The sequence below is a fragment of the Pseudomonas sp. JDS28PS106 genome (assembly GCF_036706555.1).
GTDB lineage: Bacteria > Pseudomonadota > Gammaproteobacteria > Pseudomonadales > Pseudomonadaceae > Aquipseudomonas.
This window is the reverse complement of sequence record NZ_JBAJGT010000002.1, coordinates 393,779-416,157: the sequence shown is the minus strand read 5'-3', so window position 1 is coordinate 416,157 and position 22,379 is coordinate 393,779. Positions and strand designations below refer to the sequence as shown.

Here is a 22,379-nt window from a genome sequence, read left to right as displayed (position 1 = left end):
TATAAAGGCATTACTCGACGGTCTGGTCGAATACGCCGCCGGTCTTCACTTCCGGTTTCTCGACCTTGACCTGGTTGAGCGCCGAACGCGGCAGCGGGTTGCTGGTCGTGGTCGACAGTTCCTGACGGTATGGGTTGACCAGCTTGGCATTCAGGCGGATGTCCTGCGACGAGGCGCCCAGCGAGATGTTGAAGGTGTCGGCATCCACGACCCAGTTGTTGCTCTTGGTGTCGTAGTAGGCCAGCGAGCGATCGTTGAGCTCGATGGTCATGCGACGGGTTTCGCCTGGCTCCAGGAACACTTTCTTGTAGCCCTTGAGTTCCTTGATCGGACGCTCGACCTTCGGGTTCTGCTGGCCGACGTACAGCTGCGCGACTTCAGAACCGCCCACCTTGCCGGTGTTGGTCAGGTCGAACGACACCTTGATCGGCGTGTTGCCCACCGCCACGCCCGGCGTGACCTTGATGTTGCTGTAGCCGAAGGTGGTGTACGACAGGCCGTAACCGAACGGATAGAGCGGTTTGATGCCTTTCTTCTCGTAACCGCGATAACCCAGGAACAGGTCATCCTTGTAGCTCATCTCGGTCAGCGTATTGTGGTTGTCGAATTTCGGGAAGGTCGCGTAGATCGGGTTGTCTTCGATATTGCGTTCGATACTGATCGGCAGCTTGCCCGACGGGTTGACCTTGCCGAACAGGATTTCCGCCAGCGCCTGACCGCCGTTCTGGCCCGGATAGAACGCATGCAGCGCCGCCGGAACCTCGTCGACCCAATCGCTCATCTTCAGGCCCGTGCCGCCGAACATGGTCACGACGGTGTTCGGATTGACTTTGGCGATGCTGCGGATCAGCTGGTTCTGATACTCGGGCAGATCGAAGCTGTGGTCGAAACCTTCGCCCTCGTATTCGTTGCTGTTGCCGACAGCCACCACCACTGCGTCATACGCGGACAGGTCCTGCGGCGCGTTCAACGCAGCCCAGCTCATCTGCACACCCACAAGACCACCCATGGTCGACAGGTAGCCGGCGCGACGGGAGTACTCCAGCTTCACGTCATACGACTTGCCGGCTTCCAGGTCGATCTTGGCAAACTCGGGAATGGTCGGCGGAATGCTGTTGCCCGGAATCGGGTTGCCGTCACCGTTGTCGATGATCTTCTTGCCGTTGACCCACAGGCGGATTGCGCCGTCGGCGCGCACTTTGAAGACCTGCTCGCCGCTTTGAGTCGGCGTGATCTTGCCGCTGTAGCGGATCGACGTGGCCGAGGTGTCACCGTTGAGCGAGCCGGAGGTCGAGCCTTGCTCGGCGTAGGCATCGGAAGGCTGCGTGTTGCTGGCGAACGGCAGGTCGGTGTCGTTGGCCCAGTCCAGGTCGATGTGCTTCTCGGTACGGGTGACCGCTGGATCGCCCGACCAGTTGGCGTTGCTGAAGTATTCGGCCTTGAGGCCCTGGACTTCGTCGCCACGGGTGTTGGTGCTGGTCCACGGCGTGGTGGTCGGATCGAGCGACAGCCCGTCGATGAACTCGACCTTGGCGTTGGGTGCGATCTGTTGCAGGCCGCTCAGCTCGCTGACGTAATGGCTGGCCATCACGTTGGCGCTGCCGAAACCGGTCGGCGGGGCGTACTTGGCAAGGTTGCCTACGACCGCGATCTTCTTGACCTTCTGCTTGTCCAGCGGCAGCAGATTGTCCTGGTTCTTGAGCAGCACGATGCCTTCGCGGGCAGCGTTCAGCGCGACCTTGTTGCTGGTCGAGCTGTTCATGTTTTTGGTGTTGTGCGCGGTCAGCTCACGCGGGGTATCGAACTTGTAGAGGTAGATCAGCTTGAGGATCCGGCGCACCTTATCGTCGATGGTCGCCGCGCTCAGTTCGCCGCTGTCCAGGTGCGGCTTGAGCACCGAACTGTTCATCTGGTAGCCCATCATGTCCAGGTCGGTGCCGGCCTGGGCTGCGTTCAGACCGTGCACCACGGCGTTGTAATCGCTCTGCACCATGCCCTTGTAGCCCCATTCCTTGCGCAGGATCTGGGTCAGCAGATGCTTGTTCTCACAGGCGAACTCGCCGTTGATCTGCTGGAAAGCGCACATCACCATCGCGACGTTGGCGTTTTTCGACGCCGATTCGAAGGCCGGCAGCGACATTTCGCGCAGCACGCGCTCGCTCATGATCTGGTTGAGCTTGAAGCGGCTGCTCTCCTGATCGTTGGCCGCGAAGTGCTTGGCGTTGGCCCAGACACCGCGGGCCTGGATGCCGTTGATGACGCCGGGTGCCAGGCTGGCGCCCAGGAACGGGTCTTCACCGGAAAGATACTCGAATGCACGACCGCCGTACGGCATGCGGTACAGCGCCACACCGGGACCGGTGATGAAGTGATAGCCGCCGCTCACGGTGTCGTAGCCCAGCGCACGACCCAGGTCGATGGCGCGGCGCGGGTTCCAGGTGGCTGCCAGGTTCGGGCCGGAAGGGTAGACCACGCCCTGGGCGTTGCCTTCACTGGTGTAGCGCACGCCGACGCCGCCGTCCGCGCCATGAATCTGAGGAACGCCGTAGTTGGAGAGTGGCTTGACGTCCCATCCGCCGGTTCCGCCGATATAGTTCAGCTTTTCTTCCTGCGTCATTTTGTCCAGGGTCTGTTGCGCCGCTTTCTCGGCGCGCGCCTCACGAGCTTCCAGCTGCGACGCGTCCGCCGCGTGTACCTGAGAAACGGCCAGGGCGAGCAAAGTCAAGGCTGACTGCGCTCCAAGCATCTTTCGTTTATTCATCTAACTCTCCAAGTGATCCAAGTAAAGGTTTCGGGCATGTGCCGTGCGACTGCGCACAAACATCATGACTTTTCTACAGGCAATAGTTGCCCGTCGTCGCGTTGGCCGAAGTTTTAAAGTCGGCGCGAGTGTTGGTGACTGGTTAAGTGTTTTATATTGTATTAATTGCGTTTTCGTTGATCCGAAGTGCCACTAAAGCGCCACTATATGATGGCACTTTGAATTTCAAAAACGTTACAATTAAGTCTAAAACGATACAGAAATGTCAAACGAAAGCGCATTTTTGTTGATTTTCGAATTTTTTCGTTACAGATCAGGAACTCTCGGTAAACCTACTGGTCGATGGGTTTAAGTTTTTCCGAGGGTGTGTCCGCACTGCGGAAGGTCTGACCGGATTGTTTTTTATTTAGTTTTCATGCGGGTCGGTGAAAAGCGGCGTCTTATGCGCCGATAGTTGCCGGTTATTTGTTTTTATTAAATGGAGTAAATACTATGAAGTTGCCTCTGATCGGTGCGGGTGTTGTCTTGAGTCTGATGCTGGGTAATACCGCAATGGCGGCGGAGTCGAGCGAAGTCGACGCGACGTCCGGCACCACCGATTCCACCGTGATGACCCAGACCAAAGACCCCAAGGCGGAGCGTCAGCAGCAGACCCAGACCACCAAGGGCGGTCGTCCTCTGAACGACACATCCGCGAACAAAATGTCGCAAAATAGGTCAGACTGAGCGCCCTGGCGTTCCTGACTCCGGACATCCCTGCCATCGGGGACGTCCGGACCCTGTTCCTTCGACGTATGCAGACCTCCTTTCCATGCCGTCAACCCCTGTCGATGCCACCCGAATACTGATTCCCGAAGCAGGGCAGGTCTGTGCCTGGCTGATGCAGCATGCAGGGCTCAAGCCGCAGGACCTGGAGCGCGCCCAGCGTTTGCAGCAGGAATCCGAAAGTGACGACCTGCCGGGGCTTTTGACGCGCCTGGGGCTGGTGTCCGAAATCGAATTGGCCCGTGCATGGGCTGCGCTATTGAACGCGCCTTTGCTGACGGCCGACGATCTGGCGCCGCTGCTTGATCCGCTGCCGCCGCTGACCGAACGCTTCATGCGCGATTATCAGGTGGTGCCGGTGGGCTGGAGCGACGAAGGCCTGCAGGTGCTGAGCGCTCGACCGACCAGCGTCTATCCGTTTCAGGCCATCGCTTATGCCTGCGAAGTGCCGGTGCGGGTTGCCATTGGGCCGCGCAACGAAGTCGAGACGCTTATTGAGCGTTATTACGGCCAGGGCCGCTCGGCCATGGGCACTTTGATCGAGAATCTCGACGAAGAAGGCGGGTCCTCCGAGGACATCGAGCACCTCAAGGACCTGGCTTCCGAGGCGCCGGTCATCCGCCTGGTCAACCTGATCCTGCAACGCGCGGTCGAGCAACGCGCTTCGGATATCCATATCGAGCCGTTCGAGAGTCAGCTCAAGGTGCGTTACCGCATCGACGGTGTATTGCACGAGGCCGAAGCACCGCCGTCCAGCTCATCGGCGGCGGTGATTTCCCGGGTCAAGATCATGGCCCGCCTCGACATCGCCGAACGCCGCCTGCCGCAGGACGGCCGGATCATGCTGCGCATCCAGGGCAAGGAGCTGGATCTGCGGGTATCCACCGTGCCCACCAGTTTTGGCGAGTCGGTGGTGATGCGATTGCTGGACCGGCAGACCATCGATTTCGACTTCCCTAGCCTGGGCTTCGACGGCGAGCGTCTCGAACATTTTCTGGAAGTGCTGGAGCGCCCCCACGGCATCCTGCTGGTCACCGGCCCCACCGGTTCGGGCAAGACCACCACGCTTTATACAGCGCTGTCGCGACTCAATACCGCTGAGCGCAAGATCATCACCGTCGAAGATCCGGTCGAGTACCAGCTCGAAGGCATCAACCAGATTCAGGTCAAGCCGGCCATCGGTCTGGATTTCGCCGGCGCCCTGCGTTCAATCGTGCGTCAGGACCCGGACGTGATCATGATTGGTGAGATGCGCGATCTGGAAACCTGCCGCATCGCCATTCAGTCCTCGCTGACCGGCCACCTGGTGCTTTCAACTCTGCACACCAACAGCGCGGCGGCCAGTATCACCCGCTTGCTGGACATGGGCGTGGAGAGTTATCTCATTGCGTCGACCGTCAACGGCATCCTGGCCCAGCGTCTGGTGCGCCGGCTGGACCCGGCGACCCGCGAGTCCTTCGAGGCGCCGCCGGAACTGATCGCCGAGCATGGCCTGGAGCGATTCACCGACGAACGCCCGATTCGCCTCTACCGTCCACGCGCCGATGCGCCTGGCGGCGGTTATCGGGGGCGTAGCGCAATTACCGAACTGCTGGTGATGAACGAGGAACTGCGCAGCCTGCTGATGCGTCACGCCGACGCCGCCACACTTGAAGAAGCCGCCCGCCGTGGCGGCTTGCGCACACTGCATGAAGAAGGCTTGCGACAGGCGGTGGCCGGCGTGACGTCCCTTGAGGAAGTGCTGCGGGTAACCCGGAGTGAAAGCAATTGAGCCTGTTCAAGTATCGCGCGCTCGACGCCCAGGGCGCTGCGCAGCATGGCACCCTCGAAGCGCGGGATCAGGACGCCGCCGTGGCGGCCCTGCAAAAGCGCGGATTGATGGTGTTGAGCGTCGAGCCGGCGGGCCTGGGTGGCCTGCGTCGCGCGCTGGGCAGCGGCCTGCTGAACGGCGCGGCGCTGGTCAGCTTCACCCAGCAGTTGGCAACGCTGCTGGGTGCCGGACAACCGCTGGAGCGCTCGCTGGGCATTCTCCTCAAACAGCCCGGTCAGCCACAGACCCGCGCGCTGATCGAGCGCATTCGCGAACAGGTCAAGGCCGGCAAACCGCTGTCGGTTGCCCTGGAAGAAGAGGGCAGCCAGTTCTCGCCGCTATACATCAGCATGGTCCGCGCGGGCGAGGCGGGCGGCGCGCTGGAAAGCACGCTGCGTCAGCTCAGTGACTATCTGGAGCGCAGCCAGCTGCTGCGCGGCGAAGTGATCAACGCATTGATCTATCCGGCGTTTCTGGTGGTGGGCGTGCTCGGCTCGCTGGCGCTGCTCTTGGCTTATGTGGTGCCGCAGTTCGTGCCGATCTTCAAGGATCTGGGCGTGCCGATCCCGATGATCACCGAAGTGATTCTCGCCTTGGGCCAGTTCCTCAGCGACTACGGGCTGGCGGTGCTGGCCGGGCTGATTCTGCTGGTCTGGGGCGTGGCGCTGGGCATGCGCGATCCGCAGCGCCGCGAGCGTCGCGATCGCCGTCTGCTCGGGCTGCGGGTCGTCGGCCCGTTGCTGCAGCGCATCGAAGCCGCGCGCCTGACCCGCACGCTGGGCACCCTGCTCAGCAACGGGGTGGCGCTGCTTCAGGCACTGGTCATCGCCCGCCAGGTCTGCACCAACCGTGCACTGCGGGCGCAGGTGGAGCAGGCGACCGAATCGGTCAAGGGCGGCGGCACGCTGGCCGGCGCTTTCGGCGCGCAGCCCTTGCTGCCGGACCTGGCACTGCAAATGATCGAGGTCGGCGAACAGGCCGGTGAACTGGACAGCATGCTGCTCAAGGTCGCCGACGTATTCGACGTCGAAGCCAAGCGCGGCATCGACCGCATGCTGGCCGCGCTGGTGCCGGCGCTCACTGTGGTCATGGCCGGCATGGTGGCTGTGATCATGCTGGCGATCATGCTGCCGCTGATGAGCCTGACCAGCAATATCTGAATTTTCCAACGAGGAATCCTAGTGATGAACTTCAGTCGTACACGCTTCAAACCCGCCCGCCGCCAGGGCGGTTTCACGTTGCTGGAGATGCTTGCGGTCATCGTGCTGCTGGGCATCGTCGCCACGATCGTGGTGCGCCAGGTGGGCGGCAACGTCGACAAGGGCAAATACGGCGCGGGCAAGGCGCAGCTGGCGAGCCTGGGCATGAAGATCGAAAGCTACGCGCTGGATGTCGGCTCGCCACCCAAGACCCTGCAGCAACTGGCCGAGAAGCCGGGCAATGTGTCGGGCTGGGCTGGCCCCTACGCCAAGCCTTCGGACCTCAAGGACCCGTTCGGTCATGAATTCGGCTACCGCTTTCCGGGCCAGCACGGCAGCTTCGACCTGATTTTCTACGGTCAGGACGGTCAGCCCGGCGGTGAAGGCTACAGCGCCGACCTGGGCAACTGGGAATAAGCGTCGGCATGAATGCGCCTGCCGCCCACCGTGGCTTCACCCTCATGGAAATGTTGGTGGTGCTGGTGCTGATGAGCGTTGCCGTGGGGCTGCTGGGCTTTGCGCTGCATCAGGGCCTGAGCTCGGCCGGCGAACGCCGCGCGGTAGGCGACATGGTCGAAGCCCTGCGGGCCACGCGGGTGAAAGCGATCGTCACCGGTCAACCGTCGAGGACCGAGTTCGATCTGCGCCGGCTGACCGTCAAGGCGCCGGGCAAGCGTACGCAGCATCTGCCCGAGCATCTGCGAATCACCCTGAATACCGCCGCCGATCTTGGCGCATCGGTCGAGTTCTATCCCGATGGCGGATCCAGTGGCGGCAACTTGACAGTACAGGGTGCCAGCAAGCGTTGGCGGATCGATATCGCCTGGCTGACGGGTAATGTGCAGGTGCGCACTCTGTGACCAAAGCAGCGCAGTCCGGCTTCACCTTGCTGGAAATGCTCGCCGCGCTTACCGTCATGGCGGTGTGCAGCGGCGTGTTGCTGGTGGCTTTCGCCCAGGGCGCGCGTTCCTTGCAGCAGGTGTCACGCAGTGATCGTCTGAGCCAAGCGGCGCGTTCGATTCTCGAACAGGAATCCGCCGGGCCGCTGGAAAACGCTACCCGTCGCGGGGAGCTGTCAGGCATCGGCTGGACACTGGACATCCGGCAACTGCCGGGACGTGACGGCCAGGCCAGACTTTTTCGCCTGGACCTGACAGTGCAAGAGCATCAACGCAAGGCGCATTTCAGCACCTTGAAACTGCGCGGCGCCGTAACCGGAGCCGGATCGTGAGGACCGGCCAGCGTGGTTTCACGCTGCTGGAAGTGTTGCTGGTGATCAGCCTGCTGGGGATTCTGCTGGCGCTGGTGGCCGGTGCCTTGCTGGGCGCCAATCGCGCGGTGCTCAAGGCCGAACGCTACACCACCGGCCTGGACGAAACACGCGCCGCGCAGGCTTTTCTGCGCTCGTCCATCAGTCAGGCGCTGCCGCTGGATACGTCCGAGGACGACGACATGAGCCGCGGGTTTTTCGAGGGCTCGGCGCAGCGTCTGCAATTCGTGGCGACCTTGCCGGGTGAACTGGGCGGCGGGATTCAGGTGCATACCCTGACGCTGCACGGCCCGCAGGACGCGCGCGATTTTCAGGTGGCGTTCGCCCAGGTGCAGAGCGCCGCGAATGGCACCTCGCTTAAATCCTGGGGCGAGCCGCAGGTGCTGCTGCACAACGTGGAAGAGCTGGCGTTCAGTTATCGCGGGTTGACGCCCAAGGGCAAGCCGACCGGCTGGCTGACGCAATGGCCCTGGCCCAATCGCCTGCCCGGTGCGGTGCGGATCGATCTGCGTCTGAAAGGCGCGCAGGCGTGGGTCAGCGAAGTGGTAGCGCTGCGACTGGATCTGTCCGGCGGGGCAGGTGGTCAGTGAGCAACTTGCATCGACGTCAACAGGGCGTGGCATTGCTGGTAGTGCTCTGGGTGCTGGCCGTGCTCAGTCTGCTGCTCGGTGGGCTGGCCGGCTGGGTACAGCTGGAAAGCCGGCAAGCACTGTGGCTTCGGCAGAACACTCAGGCACTGCTGGCGGCCGAAGCCGGGCTGAACATCACCGTGCAAGGCCTGCTCGACGCGACGCAGCGCAAACGCTGGATCGCCGACGGACGCTTCACCACGCTACAGCTGGACGATACGCAACTGACAGTGAGCATTCGCAGCGAGCGCGGAAAACTGGACCTCAACAGTGCCCCGGCGACCGATCTGGTGCGTCTGTTTCAGGCCTGTGGTGCGGACCGGGGTCAGGCCAGCGCGCTGGCCGCGGCGCTCGTCGCTCAGCGCAATGACGGCCAGTCGCCGTTGCGGGTGCTTGAGGAGGTCCGCTCGCTACCCGGCATGAGCCGGGCGCTGTACGCCCGGGTGCTGCCGGAGATCACTGTCTGGAGCGGACTGGACCGGCCTGATCCGGCCTTCGCTTCGCCGCTGTTGCGGCGGGCGTTGAATTTACCGAACCAGAGCGCGGCAGGCGCCGATCCTGGCGCCATGTTGAGCATCGACAGCCGCGCGGAACGACCCGGCGGCGTCGTCGCTTTATTACAGACCACTGTTTTATTGAGCCCATCGGAGGGAGGCGCGCAACCATACCGGGTGCTGCGCTGGCAAGAATGAATTCATCCGTCTCATCATCCGGCTCGACGCGCCTGGCGTCGGTGTACGCCGCGCGCGACCGGCTTGCCGGGCATTGGCGCGGCAGTCAGGCGCAGCGCGCTTGGCACTGGTGGCTGGCGGAGCTGCGCGACTGTCTGCCGCACAACCTGCGCCGCTGGCTGGTTCGTGACACCACCGAGCAGATTTTTGCCTGGCCGTTGAGCAACCCGGTCGAGCGGCCGCAGACCGACGCGCGCCAGGTGCTGCTGTTGCCGTCTTCCCAGGCGCTCGTGCAGACCCTGCGATTGCCGGCTGCCGCGGCGCGCAACCTGTCGACCGTGATCGGCTACGAGCTGGACCGCTTTACGCCGTTCGAGGCGGGGCAACTGTATTTCGTGGCTCGTCAGGAGAATCGAAGCGCCAGTTTCGTCGAAGTCACGCTGGTGGCGGTGGCGCGCGACCGTCTGGACCGCATTCTGGCCGAATGCGCGGCGCTGGGCGTACGTCCGGATGCCGTGGATGTCGGCAGCGTTGAGCAGCGCATGGGTGTCGATCTGCTGCCGATGCCGTTACGCCCTCGACAGTCGGGCTCGGGCACGCGGCTACGTCGCGGACTGATCGGGCTTTGTGTGGCGCTGTTGCTGTGCAGCATGTGGCTGTGGCTCGACGGTCGGCAACGCCTGCTCGAAGAGATGCAGGCCCAGGTTCAGGCCCAGCGTGCGCAAGCGGCCGAGGTCCAACAGTTGCGCCAACAGTTGACCAATACCCTCGGCGCGGCCAACTACCTGCTGCGCCGCAAGGCCGAGCAATTGCCGCTGTCCGCCTTGCTCAGCGAGCTGACCGCCTGCCTGCCGGCGGACACCTGGATCGAACATCTGGAAATCAACGACGGCGCGGAACTGGCATTTTCCGGCCAGAGCGCCAAGGCCAGCGCCTTGATCGCCCGCGCCAAGGATTGCCGCAACCTGGATAACGTGCAGTTCCAGGGCGTGATCCAGCCCGACGCGAAAACCGGCAAGGATCGATACTCGCTGCGTGCCCATTTGCATCAGGAGTCTGTCGATGCGCCGTGAACTGACCCGTCGCGAACGCCGGGGCGCTGCCCTGATCATCCTGGCGCTGGTGCTTTATCTGGCCTGGTGGCTGCTGGTCGAGAGTTGGTTCGCCGGCCCGCTGCGCGACGTCGACGAACAGGTCGAGCAATTGCGCGAACAGCAACAGCGCTACGCCGGGCTGCTGCAGCAAGGCGATGCGCTGCGTGACCAACTGGAGCAGGCGCGGCGCGATCCGGCCAGCAGCACCAGCCTGCTGCCCGGCGAGGATCCCAGCGCCGTCGCCGCCGACCTGATGCAGCGCATCGCCGATCTGATCGGTCGCCATGCAGGCCAGAGCGGCGGTTGCGAGCTGACCCAGCGCATGCCTATCACGCCCGAGCAGGACAGCGCCGAGCCGTACCGGCAAGTCAAGGTCAGCCTGACCCTGAACTGTGCCATCGAGCCGCTGACGGCCATCATGCACACCCTGGAATACGAGCGCCCGTTCTTGTTCATCGATGAAATGAGCCTGCGCCGCGACGCCAACGCACCGGCAGTCGGCCCCGCCGGCAAGCTGGTCGCGCACTTGCTGGTGCGCGGTTATCTGCAACCGGCCTCTGCCGGGGAGGGCGAACAATGAAAAACTCATTGCGCGCGCTCGACTGGGCGTTGCTGGGCGTCGCGACGCTGCTCGCCCTGCTGATCGCTTTGATGCTCGGCGGCGGCCTGCATGCGCCCGACTGGCTGCCGGCGCCCGCGCCGCGCGACCCAGCGGCGCATACCGCGCAGGTTCGGCAGGCGCCGACGGCCAGCCTCGCCAGTCTGTCCAACACCTGGAAGACGCCGCTGTTCAGCCCCGACCGCAGTCCCGATCCGGCGGTTCGCCAGACCGGTGCCCAGGCGACGAGCCTCGCGGGTCTGACCCTGACCGGCGTGCTCATCGACGGCTCGACCCGCGTTGCGCTGCTGAAACAGGCCGGCGACAAAACCCTGAAAGTGAAACAAGGCGAGCGCCTGCCCAACGGCTGGACGCTGGAAAGACTCGACCCCACCCAGGCCAGCTTCGGCCTCGACGGTCGTACCGAAGTGCTGCGCTTGCCCGCGCCGCGTCTGCCGCCGCCTTCCACCACACCCCCGATTACCTTGACCAACGATCCGACCCAGTGATGGGTAGAAATTCTGGAGTTACCACCATCGCTACCTTGCGCACCCCCTTGCTTTGCCTGGCGACCGCCGTTGCACTTGCCGGCTGCTCGACCACGCCTGAATCCCTCGACCCCGACAACGGCATGCTGCGCGAAGCGCTCCAGGGCACAGGCTCCCAACGCCTGCCCGTAGACCCGCGCAGCGAACTGCCGCCGGTGCAGCCGCAACCGCAATCGGCGGCCATTTCGCCCCAGCGCCAGATCATCAAAGGCAACCAGCGTTTCATCCGCCAGCCCACCGCACAGGCGGCCGCGGCCGAATCCGATGCCGGCGACATCGTGTTCAACTTCACCAATCAGCCGATCCAGGCAGTGGTCAACAGCATCATGGGCGACCTGCTGAGGGAGAACTACAGCATCGCTCAGGGCGTGAAAGGCGACGTAAGCTTCTCGACCTCCAAGCCGGTCAACAAACAGCAGGCGCTGTCGATTCTGGAAACCCTGCTGTCCTGGACCGACAACGCGATGATCCGCCAGGGCAATCGCTACGTGATCCTGCCCTCCAACCAGGCGGTGGCGGGCAAGCTGACCCCGGAGATGCGCGTGGCCCAGCCGTCGGCAGGCATGTCGGCGCGGCTGTTCCCGCTGCGTTACATCTCGGCCACCGAAATGCAGAAGCTGCTCAAGCCGTTCGCCCGGGAAAACGCCTTCCTGCTGGTGGACCCGGCGCGCAACGTGCTGAGCCTGGCCGGCACGCCTGACGAGCTGGCCAACTACCAGGACACCATCGACACCTTCGACGTCGACTGGCTCAAGGGCATGTCGGTCGGCGTGTTCGGCCTGCAACGCGCCTCGGTCGCCGAGTTGATGCCCGAACTGCAAAAGATGTTCGGCCCGGACAGCGGCATGCCGCTGGCGGGCATGGTGCGCTTCCTGCCCATCGAACGGACCAATTCGGTAGTCGCGATCTCCTCGCAGCCCGAATACCTGAACGAAGTCGGCCAGTGGATCCACACCATCGACGAAGGAGGCGGCAACGAGCCGCAGATGTACGTCTATGACGTGCGCAACATGAAGGCCACCGATCTGGCGAAGTATCTGCGCCAGATCTACGGCACCGGTGCGATCAAGGACGATTCGGCCGCCAAGGTCGCGCCCGGACTACGTACCACGACCCTTTCGTCGCTTAATTCCACGGGGAGCACCTCCGGCCTCGGCGGCAGCAGCACCTTGGGCGGCCTGAGCGGCAACTCCACCCAGGGCGCCAGCGTCCAGACCGCGGACGAGAGCGAAAGCGAAGGGGATGACTCGAGCAGCGACGAGACTGCCAGCGACAGCACTCAGAGCAGCAAATCGCTCGATGCCAGCACGCGCATCACCGCCCAGAAAAGCAGCAATCAGTTGCTAGTGCGCACGCGTCCCGCGCAGTGGAAGGAAATCGAATCGGCCATCAAGCGGCTGGACAATCCGCCTTTGCAAGTGCAGATCGAAACCCGGATTCTCGAGGTCAAGCTGACCGGCGAACTGGACATGGGCGTGCAATGGTATCTGGGTCGCCTGGCCGGCAATTCCACCAGCACTACGGTTGCCAACGAGTCCGGCAGTCAAGGCGCGCTGGGCGGCGGCGGGGCGGGGCTGGGGTCGACCGATTCGCTGTTTTACTCGTTTGTCAGCACCAATCTGCAAGTGGCGCTGCACGCGCTGGAAACCAACGGCCGTACCCAGGTGCTGTCGGCACCATCGTTGGTGGTGATGAACAACCAGCAGGCGCAGATTCAGGTCGGCGACAATATTCCGATCAGCCAGACCACCGTCAACACCAGTACCTCCGACACCACGCTGAGCAGCGTCGAATACGTGCAGACCGGTGTGATTCTGGACGTGGTGCCGCGCATTAATCCAGGCGGTCTGGTGTACATGGAGATTCAGCAACAGGTCAGCGATGCGGACAGCAGCAGCACTACCGACACCAACGGCAATCCGCGGATTTCCACCCGTTCGGTCTCGACGCAAGTGGCGGCGCAGAGTGGCCAGACGGTTCTGCTCGGTGGTCTGATCAAACAGGACAACGCCGAATCGGTCAGCGCCGTGCCCTACCTGGGAAGTATCCCCGGTCTGCGCTGGCTGTTCGGTAACACCAGTCGGTCGAAGGATCGTACCGAATTGATCGTGCTCATCACGCCGCGCGTCATCACCAGCAACAGCCAGGCGCGACAAGTGACCGATGACTACCGTCAGCAGATGCAATTGCTCAAGCCTGAGGCTTCGCAATTCAATCTGCAAAAATGATGCGGTAGGCTGGGCAACCTGATCGGCTTTGACCTACGACGCTGCCTGCGGGCAGCGCTTACCGGAGAACACCTTACATGCTCAAGCTACTCGGTGCCCTGTTGCTGATCTGTTCAGGATTCGTCTGTTCGGCGGCCGCGCAGGCCCAGGACGAGCCGCTGACCGATCTTTCGCTGAAGTACCTGGCGGCGATCAACGCCGATGCGCCGGACCGGCCGCTGGTGATCTTCATCCACGGCTTCGGCAGTAGCGAACAGGATCTGTTCGGCCTCAAGGATCGTCTGTCGCCGGACTACAATTACCTGTCGGTGCGTGCCCCGATGGAGTTACGGCCCGGCAGCTACAAGTGGTTCACTCAGAAGACCGGCGTGCCCGGTTATGACGGCGTGACCGACGATCTGAAAAGCAGTGGCGCGCTTCTGACCCGCTTCATTCGTGAAGCGACCGGCAAATACCGCACCCAGCCGCAGAAGGTCTACCTGATCGGTTTCAGTCAGGGTGCCATGATGAGCTACGAAGTGGCATTGCGCGATCCGAAGCTGGTGGGCGGCTTTGCGGCGCTCAGCGGCCGGCTCTTGCCCGTGCTGGAATCCGGCCTCAAGGAGGATCGGCGGCTGGCGGGGTTGAAGGTGTTCATCGGCCACGGTGCCGAAGATCATCAGGTCGCCTACAGCGGCGGACCCGAAGCCGAGACCACCTTGAAGAAGCTTGGCCTGCACCCGGAGTTTCATGGCTATGAAGGCCTGGAACACTCCATCAACGCTGCGGAAGTGGCCGACCTGGCGCGCTGGCTCGATCAGTCGCTGAAGTAACGCCGTCAGAAATCGCCGCGCAGCGTCATGACGAAGTTGCGCGGATCGCCGTAATAATTGCCCCGGTCGATGTCCCCGGTCGCCTTGTAGTACTTGCGGTCCAGCAGGTTGTTGCCGTTGAGAGCCAGGGTCCAGTGGTCGTCCAGTTTCCATGCCACTCGTCCGTCCCAGACAGCGCGGCCGGGGTTATGGATCGGTGCTTGTGACTCATGCTCCGTATAGCCGCTCTGGGCTGACACGCCGCCGCCAACCGTCAGCCGGTTCCAGGCGCCGGGCAGGGTGTAGGCAGTCGTCAGGCGCAGCAGATGGCGCGGCGTTTCCGCTGAAATCGACTGGCCATCGCTGCCTCTCGTGACGTTGAAGGTATAGCCCGCCATGGTTTCCAGTCCCGGCAACAGTTCGCCGCTGGCCTCCAGCTCGAAACCCTTGCTGCGGCGGATATCGCCATTCAAGTAGCAGGTGCCATAGACGTCGTTGGTCGGGCAGCGGCCTTGATTGGCGTCGTCTTCGACCGCGACGTCCTTCTGTTTGACGTAGAACATGGCCAGGGACAGGTTCAACCGCTTGTCGAACAGCTCGCCCTTGATGCCCGTTTCATGGGCTGAGCCTATCGCTGGATCGAGGAGACGTCCGGAAGCCTCGCGAAAGCCGCTTTGCGGCAAAAAGATATCGGTGTAACTGGCGTAGACCGACCAGTCGGGATCGAGATCATAGACCAGGCCCACAAAGGGCGTAGGCCGGTGCTGCTCCTGCGCCTTGACGGTCTGCCCGGCGGAGCCGGTCTGATAGTCATACCAGCTGACGCGTCCGCCGAGCACCAGATGCAGGCTCTCGGAAAGCCCAAGGCGCAGGTTGCTGTAGATTCCGTAGCGCTTGTCACTGAAGTCGGTGATGTTGCTCCACGCCGGACGCTGAGGCTCGTCGATCAGATGATGATCCGGATCGAAGACGTCCATGGGCAGGTTGGCCCTGACCGTGGCCTGCAGGGACCGGCGCTGCTGCTCGGACCAGTTGCCGCCCACCGTCAGCCGATGGTTCAGGCCGTAGGCGTCGAAATCACCGTCCAGGTGCGCGTCGAAGCCCTGGCTCTGCAGGTCATCGTCACGAAACAGCGTGCGGGCCAGCCGCGTACCTGTGCCGGTCTCGGAATTCACCGGGCCCTGGGCGTAGGCCACCTTCTGATCGAACGAGCCCCAGGAGCGGGTTGCCGACAGCTTGCCGCTCCAGCGCTCGTCGAAGCGGTGGGTCAGCTCGCCGAACACCTCATCGGTGCGGGTCTGGTGCCGGTTCCAGTGTTGCGCCAGCGATGTCGAGCGCGGCAGATCGATTGCCCGGCCGTCGCTGTAGCGGGGCAGACCGAAGATCGAGAAACCGCGCACGTCGGCCCGCTGGTGACGCAAGCCGAAGGCCAGCGCGGTGTCGTCGCTCAGATCGCTTTCCAGAATGCCGTACAGCAGCGGCGCGGTGCGCTGCAAGCCATCGACGAAATAGCCGCGATCTTCCCAGGAAGCAACGAAGCGTCCACGCAGGTTGCCGGCCTCGTTGAGCTTGCTGCTGCCGTCCAGATCGAGCCGGTAATTGTCCCAGGTGCCCGCGCGGGTAGTCAGGGAAAATCGGGGCAACGCGGTCGGCCGCTTGCGCACCAGATTCACCGCGCCACCGGGGTTGCCCGCGCCGACCAGCAAGCCGGCAGCGCCCCGCAACACCTCGACGCGGTCGTAGATTTCCATGTCCGGTGTCATCCAGCCAGTGATGCTGTAACCCTGGCCGGACACGCCATCGATGGTATAGCTCTCGTCCTCCATGGCGAAGCCACGGGAGCTGAACACATGCGAGCCGAAGTTGCGCTGGGAGAAGGTGATGCCGGTGGTCTGCGCCATGACATCGTCCAGACCGGTGAGATTCTTGTCGTTCATCAGCTGGCGAGTGACGACCGTGACCGATTGCGGCGTTTCGCGCAGCGACTGCTCGGTCTTGTTGAGGCTGATCGTGGGGCTGCCGTAGGAACCGCTGCCCTCGGTGGTTGCGCCGAACTGGCGACCATGAATGTCGGTCGGCTCCAGGCTCAGCGCTTCGGATGAAGTGGCGGCCGCGCCCAGGGTCAAGGTGTCGGCGCTCAGGACGTAAGGAACGCCCGACGACTTGAGCAGCCGCTCGACGGCCTGTTCCGGCGTCAGTTTGCCGCGCACTGCGGTTGCGCGTTTTCCTTCGAGATCCTCGGGGTTGTAGAGCACCTGCAGGCTGGTCTGCCGACCCAGTTCCCGCACCGCGCTGTTCAGCGGCTGGGCAGGAATATCGAATTCGACGTCGTTGGCCAGCGCGTCGCCCTGCACGACAAGCATCCACGCCAGTCCCACGCGCCTGAGCGCAAGCCCGGCCGAGCGACGACGAACAGACGGATTCGCACCTCCCTTTGGCAGGGGAGCGGGGGGCGTGGGCATGGCGGGGACGGCTCTCGATGATCGGTACCGCAGGATAATGGATTTGCCGGTTGCGGTCTGTCGTCGTTTGAATGTCCTATCGCCAGCAAGCTGGCTTACGGGCTCGCGCCGCAGGCGACGCAGTACGTCAGTCACACCGTGTAACGCCGGTCGCGACCAAGGTCCCTCCCACAGCGGTCGGTGCCGTACCTGCGTCCGTAAGCCAGCGGGCACATCGCAACAAAAAAGCCAAGGCTTTCCCCTTGGCTTTCGGTGCTTCAAGACGCGATCAGAAATCGCCGCGCAAGGTCAGCACGTAGCTGCGGGGTTCGCCATAGAGGTTGGAGCGGTCGGTGGCGACGGACGTGACGTTATACTTGCGATCAAACAGGTTCTCGGCGTTGAGCGACACACGCCAGTGCTCGTCCAGCTTCCAGGAAGCGCGGGCATCCCAGATCGCGCGGCCAGAAACGCCCAGACGGTCGTTGCCCGGTACGTCGTAGCCGGAATCGGCCGACACGCCGGCACCCAGGGTCAGGCGATTCCACGCTCCCGGCAGGTTGTAGCTCGAGCTCATGCGCAGCATGTGTTTCGGCGTTTCGTAGGCCACATCCAGGTCACCGCTGGCGGTCAGCATGTTGTAGGTGTAGCCGCCGAAGACTTGCAGGCCCGGCAGCACTTCACCGCTGGCTTCGATCTCGAAACCCTTGCTGCGCTTGACGTCGCCTTGCACATAGCAGGAGCCGTCGATGCTGGTCGGGCAGAACGCTTCGGAAGCCGCGTCCGACAAGTCCACCGCGGCCACGTCGCGTTGCTTGATGTAGAACATCGCCAGCGACAGGTTCAGGCGCTTGTCGAACAGCTCGCCCTTGAAGCCGGTCTCGTAGTTGGTGCCGGTTGCCGGGTCCAGCGCACCGCCATCCAGCCCCACGTATTCGGCTTGCGGGGTGAAGATGTCCGCATAGCTGGCATACCAAGACCAGTTGTCGTTGATGTCATAGATCAGGCCGGCGAACGGCGTGAACTCCTGGGTCTCATTGGATTCGTACGAAGTCGCGCTGCCTCGCTTCACATCGTATTTGTAATCGAACCAGCTCAGACGCGCACCCAGCACCAGGCTCAAGGGTTCGCTCAGATGCAGACGGGTGTTGGCGTAAAGACCGGCGCGTTCTTCCGTCATGTCGATATCGGTTGCCCATGTCGGGCGATCCGGCTTGGCAATCGCGTTGTGATTGACGTTGAAGATGTTGATGGGCGAGCGTGTGGCGACCTGCACCTGTTTGGTATTGGATTCCTGCCTGGACCAGTCGGCACCCAGTGTGACCTGATGCGAGAGGCCGAAGGCATTGAAGTTGCCTTCCAGCTGGCTGTTGAAACCCGCGCTCTGCACTTCGTCGCGACGGAACAGTGTGTTCTGGAAGGTCGAGCCTGCCAGGGTCACTGGATTGACAGCGCCTCGTGCATAGGCGATCTGCTGATCGAAACCACCCTCGGAATAGGTCAGGGACGTGCGACTGGTCCAGTCGTCATTGAAGCGGTGCGCGACCTCGGTATACAGCTCGGTCATGTCGCTTTTCAGCTGGTTCCATTTCGGCGCCAGGTTGGTCGAGCGCGACAGATGCAGGTCGTTGCCGTTGCTGTAACGCGGCAGGCCGTAGATGGAATAGCCGTTGATCTCCTGCTCCTGACGACGCAGGCTCATGGTCAGGGTGGTCGCGTCGCTCAGGTCGAAATCGACGATGCCGTACAGCAGCGGCGTGCGGCTGTCGCGGTTGTCCAGGTACGAACCGCTGTCGTCATACGCGGCGACCATGCGTCCGCGGACCGTGCCCGAGTCGTTGAGCCTGCCGCTAGCATCCAGATCGAGCCGGTACTGATCCCAGGAGTCGGCGCGGGTGGTGATCGAGAACCGGTTGTCGGCAGTGGGCCGCTTGCGCACCAGATTCACCGCGCCACCGGGCTGACCGACGCCGACCAGCAGGCCCGATGCACCACGCAGCACCTCGACGCGGTCGTAGATCGCCATGTCCGGCTGCATCCAGCCGGTGATCTGATAACCCTGGCCGCCGATGCCGTCCACCAGAAAGCTTTCGGCCAGCAGCGAGAAACCGCGCGAGGTGTAGACGTGCCCGCCGAAGTTGCGGTACTGGAAGCTCATGCCGGGCGTATCTTCCAGCACTTCGCTCAGGGAGGTAAGGTTGCGATCGTCCATCACCTGCCGGGTGACGACGGTGACCGACTGCGGCGTTTCGCGCAGAGACTGCGGCGCGCCCTTGCCGATGCTCGCGGCGCCGGTGGTGTAGGAACCGGTGCCGTCGGTGTTGAGGCCCAGCGACTTGGAATCGATGGCTGTCGGCGCCAGATTGATCGCCGCCGCGGTGTCCTGCTGGCTCAGCGCACTCCCCAGAGGCTGAGTCTCGACACCGGTCTGCGCTTCCTGCGCCTGGGCGGCCAGGGGCAAGGCGCAGGCCAGACCCATGGCGGTCAGGGCGGGATACGGGCGTAAGATCCGGCTGAGCAACAGTGCCTTGCTCAAGGGCGTGAGTCGGGAAGGTGTATGCATGGAGTGCTCTTTCTAGTTGGTATTGGCAAGGAGACAGCACTCGCCGTGCCGAGGCCCCGGCGCGGCGATATCGTTAGGGTCGGAAACCGGAGCAGAAAGCAGACATGCGCGCGGTGTCAGGAAAAGAACGAACGATCCGCGGCGGGATTTAATGAAATTTTCACAAACGTGCGAATCCCCTGTAGGAGCTGGCTTGCCAGCGATCTGGCGCGCAGCGGCAGCAGGATCGACGGCGCGGGATGTCAGGCACACCGCGTTATCGTTCATCGCCAGCGAGCTGGCTCCTACGAGATCAATGATCGCCGCGGGTCTGTGTGGGAGCTGGCTTGCCAGCGATCTGGCGCGCAGCGGCAGCAGCGAAGACCTCGCGAAAAATCAGGCATGCCGCGTTATGTTTATCGCCAGCGGTCGTTGGGGGTCAGGCTGTAACGCGTTCCGGCTGAACCTGCTCCACCTGAATCCGGCCCTTGTCCATGCGCACCAGCTGGTCGGCGATGTCGAAGTAGCGATCGTCGTGGGAGATGACGATGATGGTCTTGCCCTGTGCCTTGAGTTCGGGCAGCAGCTCGGTATAGAACACACGGCGGAATGCGGGGTCCTGGTCGGCGGCCCACTCGTCGAACACCAGCACCGGACGCTCGTCGAGCCATGCATTGATCAGCGCCAGGCGCTTGCGCTGGCCGGTGGAAAGATCGGTGGTGGTGAACTGGCCGTTGTCGATGCTCACCTTGTGGGCGATGTCCAGGCGCTCCAGGTAGCGGGCGGCGTCAGGCGGGAGCTCGGTCTGGCCCGGCAGCGGTTCCTCGAACAGGTAATAGTCGGCGAAGATCGTCGTGAATAGCTGGCGATAGTCATCCAGGGTCTGCGCCGTGACGGCTTCGCCATTGAGCCGGATCTGTCCCTGCTGTGGGCTGTAAAGCCCCAGCAACAGCTTGATCAACGTGGTCTTGCCGCAGCCGTTCTCGCCGACGATGAACACAATGTCGCCTTGGCGAATGCGCAGGTCGATCGGCCCCAGCCGAAACGGCTCGTTGCCAGCCACCGGCGGATAGTCGTAGCTCAGGTGATCCAGCTCCAGAGTCTTCATCTCCGGCAGCATCGTGGGTCGGTCAGCCATCAGCAGATGCGGCTCGGGACTGGCGAAGCGTGTCGCCAGTTCGGTGATCCGCCGCATGGAAATCTGCGCGCGGGTCATGGCCGGCAAAAACATGATCAAGCGTTCCAGCGGGCCTTTCATGTACAGCATCACCAGCACGAAACCGCCCAGCACGGTACGTTCGGCGGTCGGCCACATGGCCTGGAAGGCGATGGCGATGCCGATCACCGCGAAGAACAGCGTCGAGCCGAACGTTTCGGCGGTCACGAAGATGGTCGCCGCGCGAATGTTATGGCGGCAGATGCTCTCGGTCGTTCCGTGGATCTGCCGGTCGTTGAGGTCCTGACGCCGCTGGCGCTGAATGCGCAGCTCCTTGGCGCCGGCGGATATTGCCTGATAGTGCTTCTGCAGGTCGTCCTCGGCGTTGCGCGCCTGCTGGATGTTGCGCAGGCCCAGGCCGTGGGCGAGATACTGCGCGCCGGTCCCCAGAGCCACGGTCAGCACGGTCAGCGCCAGGATCTGCCATGACAGCAGGGCCAGGTACGTGAGGCAGCCCAGGGTGACGGTGAAGGCGATGATCATCGGCGCCACCGAGAGCGCGAACATGCTGAGGGTGTTGACGTCGTTGAGCAGCACCGGAATCAGCCGGTGCGCGCGAAACCGTTCCAGCTGTTCGATGGGAGCGACCAGTACCCTGGCGCTCAGGTCGCGACGCAGGTTGGCGACCACATGCTGGCCCACGTAGTTGGTGGCAAGGCTCGACAGCGTCGAGCAGGCCAGGGTCAGCACGCACAGACCGGCGAACAGCCAGGCGGTGCGCGCCGTCGGCCCGTCCGGCAGGTTCATGGCCTGGTTGATGGTTGCCAGCAGCGCCGTGACGCTCAGGCCACTGACCACACCCAGCACGGTCGACAGCGCAACCAGCCAGCGGAAGGGCTTGAGGATTCTCAGGGTTTCCCGGACCAGGCTTTCGGATTTGAAGGTCATGCTGTCGTCTCGCAAGAGTAGGGTTGCCGTGGTCAGAGATCGCGGGCTACGCGGAAGCCCAGCCAGTCGCCGCGAACGTCGGGCTTGCGGCTGTTGCGGTTGCCCGAGCGGGAGAAGATCGGCGCTTCGGTCCAGTCGTTGCCACGAATCATCTTCCAGCTGCAGTCGCCCGCCAGCCACGGGCTGCCATCGGTGGGGGCGCCGTTGTAGTTGCTGGTTTCGCAGTCGGCGGTCCATTCGTAGACGTTGCCATGGGCGTCGTAGATGCCGAAGGCGTTGGGGCTGAAGCTCCCGGCCGGAGAGGTGTAGCTGAAGCCGTCCTCGGGACCGTAGGTATTGGCGTGTTTGGCAATGCCGTAGGTCTTGCCTTCGTCCATGGGGAACGGGAAGGGGCCGGTGCTGCCGCCGCGGGCGGCGTACTCACGGGCGGCTTCGCTGACCATTCGGTAGTGCTTGCCGGTGTTCTTCGATAGCCAGGCGACATAGGCGTTGGCCTCGTTCCAGTCCATGCACACCGCGGGCTGGCGCGGCCCGATGGGATAGCGCGGCTTGCCGGCCAGACACTCGCGACCGGGTCGGGTGTCGCCGTCGGGCATCCGGTAGCCGGAGCTTTTCAGGTAGGCCTGCCATTCCCCGTCCAGCACCTGGAAGCGACTGATGGCAAACGGTTTGTCGAAGGTCACCTCATGCATCGGACCTTCGTCGGGCTGGCGACCCAGTTCGCTTTCCGGGGCGCCCATGGTGAAACTGCCGGCGGGCAGCACGACCATTTCCGGACAATCCTTGCAGTCCCTGAACACCTTCCCCGGCTCGGGCTGCGCCGCAAGGGCGGCGGCGGGCAGTCCGAGGCCCAGCAACGCGGTCAGGGAGAAGAAGGATAGGGCGTGTTTCATGGCAGCCTCGATAACGAATGGACAAAAAGGGATAC

The 22,379-nt window shown here is 63.3% G+C and carries 18 protein-coding genes; 13 read left to right on the top strand and 5 right to left on the bottom strand.

The annotated features are described in order from the left end of the window. Positions 1 to 10 precede the first annotated feature (10 nt). Complete coding sequence (locus TRP66_RS05055; RefSeq protein ID WP_333400268.1) at positions 11 to 2,761, bottom strand: beta-glucosidase; 2,751 nt, start codon at positions 2,759 to 2,761, stop codon at positions 11 to 13. A 492-nt stretch (positions 2,762 to 3,253) separates the two neighbouring features. Here TRP66_RS05055 and TRP66_RS05050 point away from each other — a divergent pair, with 492 nt between their 5' ends. The 13 genes from TRP66_RS05050 to TRP66_RS04990 all read left to right on the top strand — a co-directional run bounded on the left by TRP66_RS05050 (position 3,254) and on the right by TRP66_RS04990 (position 14,385). Further along, on the top strand, positions 3,254 to 3,487 hold the full coding sequence (locus TRP66_RS05050; RefSeq protein ID WP_333400267.1) for a hypothetical protein: 234 nt from the start codon (positions 3,254 to 3,256) through the stop codon (positions 3,485 to 3,487). A gap of 85 nt (positions 3,488 to 3,572) precedes the next feature. Beyond that, on the top strand, positions 3,573 to 5,297 hold the full coding sequence (gene gspE, locus TRP66_RS05045) for a type II secretion system ATPase GspE (protein WP_333400266.1): 1,725 nt from the start codon (positions 3,573 to 3,575) through the stop codon (positions 5,295 to 5,297). Further along, positions 5,294 to 6,496 (top strand): type II secretion system inner membrane protein GspF, encoded by a 1,203-nt coding sequence (gspF, locus tag TRP66_RS05040; protein WP_333400264.1) that lies wholly within the window; start codon positions 5,294 to 5,296, stop codon positions 6,494 to 6,496. Before gspE ends, gspF begins: the two co-directional genes overlap by 4 nt. A 24-nt stretch (positions 6,497 to 6,520) precedes the next feature. Continuing rightward, positions 6,521 to 6,952, top strand: coding sequence for a type II secretion system major pseudopilin GspG (gene gspG / locus TRP66_RS05035; protein WP_333400262.1), 432 nt, complete (start codon positions 6,521 to 6,523; stop codon positions 6,950 to 6,952). An 8-nt stretch (positions 6,953 to 6,960) separates the two neighbouring features. Beyond that, positions 6,961 to 7,395 (top strand): pilus assembly FimT family protein, encoded by a 435-nt coding sequence (locus TRP66_RS05030; protein WP_442965165.1) that lies wholly within the window; start codon positions 6,961 to 6,963, stop codon positions 7,393 to 7,395. Next, the gene (locus tag TRP66_RS05025; protein ID WP_442965164.1) at positions 7,392 to 7,766 is read left to right on the top strand and encodes a type II secretion system protein; all 375 of its coding nucleotides are present in this window, start codon (positions 7,392 to 7,394) and stop codon (positions 7,764 to 7,766) included. Before TRP66_RS05030 ends, TRP66_RS05025 begins: the two co-directional genes overlap by 4 nt. Continuing rightward, positions 7,763 to 8,395, top strand: coding sequence for a prepilin-type N-terminal cleavage/methylation domain-containing protein (locus tag TRP66_RS05020; RefSeq protein ID WP_333400261.1), 633 nt, complete (start codon positions 7,763 to 7,765; stop codon positions 8,393 to 8,395). The genes TRP66_RS05025 and TRP66_RS05020 overlap by 4 nt, the downstream gene beginning before the upstream one ends. Next, positions 8,392 to 9,126, top strand: a complete 735-nt coding sequence (locus tag TRP66_RS05015; RefSeq protein WP_333400260.1) for a type II secretion system minor pseudopilin GspK — start codon at positions 8,392 to 8,394, stop codon at positions 9,124 to 9,126. Before TRP66_RS05020 ends, TRP66_RS05015 begins: the two co-directional genes overlap by 4 nt. Further along, on the top strand, positions 9,123 to 10,178 hold the full coding sequence (locus TRP66_RS05010) for a PilN domain-containing protein (protein ID WP_333400259.1): 1,056 nt from the start codon (positions 9,123 to 9,125) through the stop codon (positions 10,176 to 10,178). Before TRP66_RS05015 ends, TRP66_RS05010 begins: the two co-directional genes overlap by 4 nt. Then, a complete protein-coding gene (gene gspM / locus TRP66_RS05005; RefSeq protein WP_333400258.1) occupies positions 10,168 to 10,779 on the top strand; it encodes a type II secretion system protein GspM in 612 nt (203 codons plus the stop codon). The genes TRP66_RS05010 and gspM overlap by 11 nt, the downstream gene beginning before the upstream one ends. Further along, complete coding sequence (locus TRP66_RS05000; RefSeq protein ID WP_333400257.1) at positions 10,776 to 11,306, top strand: hypothetical protein; 531 nt, start codon at positions 10,776 to 10,778, stop codon at positions 11,304 to 11,306. Before gspM ends, TRP66_RS05000 begins: the two co-directional genes overlap by 4 nt. Then, complete coding sequence (gene gspD / locus TRP66_RS04995; RefSeq protein ID WP_333400256.1) at positions 11,306 to 13,573, top strand: type II secretion system secretin GspD; 2,268 nt, start codon at positions 11,306 to 11,308, stop codon at positions 13,571 to 13,573. The genes TRP66_RS05000 and gspD overlap by 1 nt, the downstream gene beginning before the upstream one ends. Before the next feature lie 77 nt (positions 13,574 to 13,650). After that, positions 13,651 to 14,385, top strand: a complete 735-nt coding sequence (locus TRP66_RS04990; protein WP_333400255.1) for an alpha/beta hydrolase — start codon at positions 13,651 to 13,653, stop codon at positions 14,383 to 14,385. 5 nt (positions 14,386 to 14,390) lie between these two features. On the opposite strand, the gene TRP66_RS04985 is transcribed toward TRP66_RS04990, so the two are convergent. The 4 genes from TRP66_RS04985 to pvdO all read right to left on the bottom strand — a co-directional run bounded on the left by TRP66_RS04985 (position 14,391) and on the right by pvdO (position 22,344). Further along, entirely contained in the window at positions 14,391 to 16,826 is a 2,436-nt protein-coding gene (locus tag TRP66_RS04985) for a TonB-dependent siderophore receptor (RefSeq protein WP_333400254.1), read from the bottom strand. A gap of 268 nt (positions 16,827 to 17,094) precedes the next feature. Further along, the gene (locus TRP66_RS04980; RefSeq protein ID WP_333400253.1) at positions 17,095 to 19,368 is read right to left on the bottom strand and encodes a TonB-dependent siderophore receptor; all 2,274 of its coding nucleotides are present in this window, start codon (positions 19,366 to 19,368) and stop codon (positions 17,095 to 17,097) included. A 418-nt stretch (positions 19,369 to 19,786) separates the two neighbouring features. Further along, a complete protein-coding gene (locus TRP66_RS04975) occupies positions 19,787 to 21,451 on the bottom strand; it encodes a cyclic peptide export ABC transporter (protein WP_333400252.1) in 1,665 nt (554 codons plus the stop codon). 32 nt (positions 21,452 to 21,483) lie between these two features. Continuing rightward, complete coding sequence (gene pvdO / locus TRP66_RS04970; protein WP_333400251.1) at positions 21,484 to 22,344, bottom strand: dihydropyoverdine dehydrogenase; 861 nt, start codon at positions 22,342 to 22,344, stop codon at positions 21,484 to 21,486. Positions 22,345 to 22,379 lie beyond the last annotated feature (35 nt).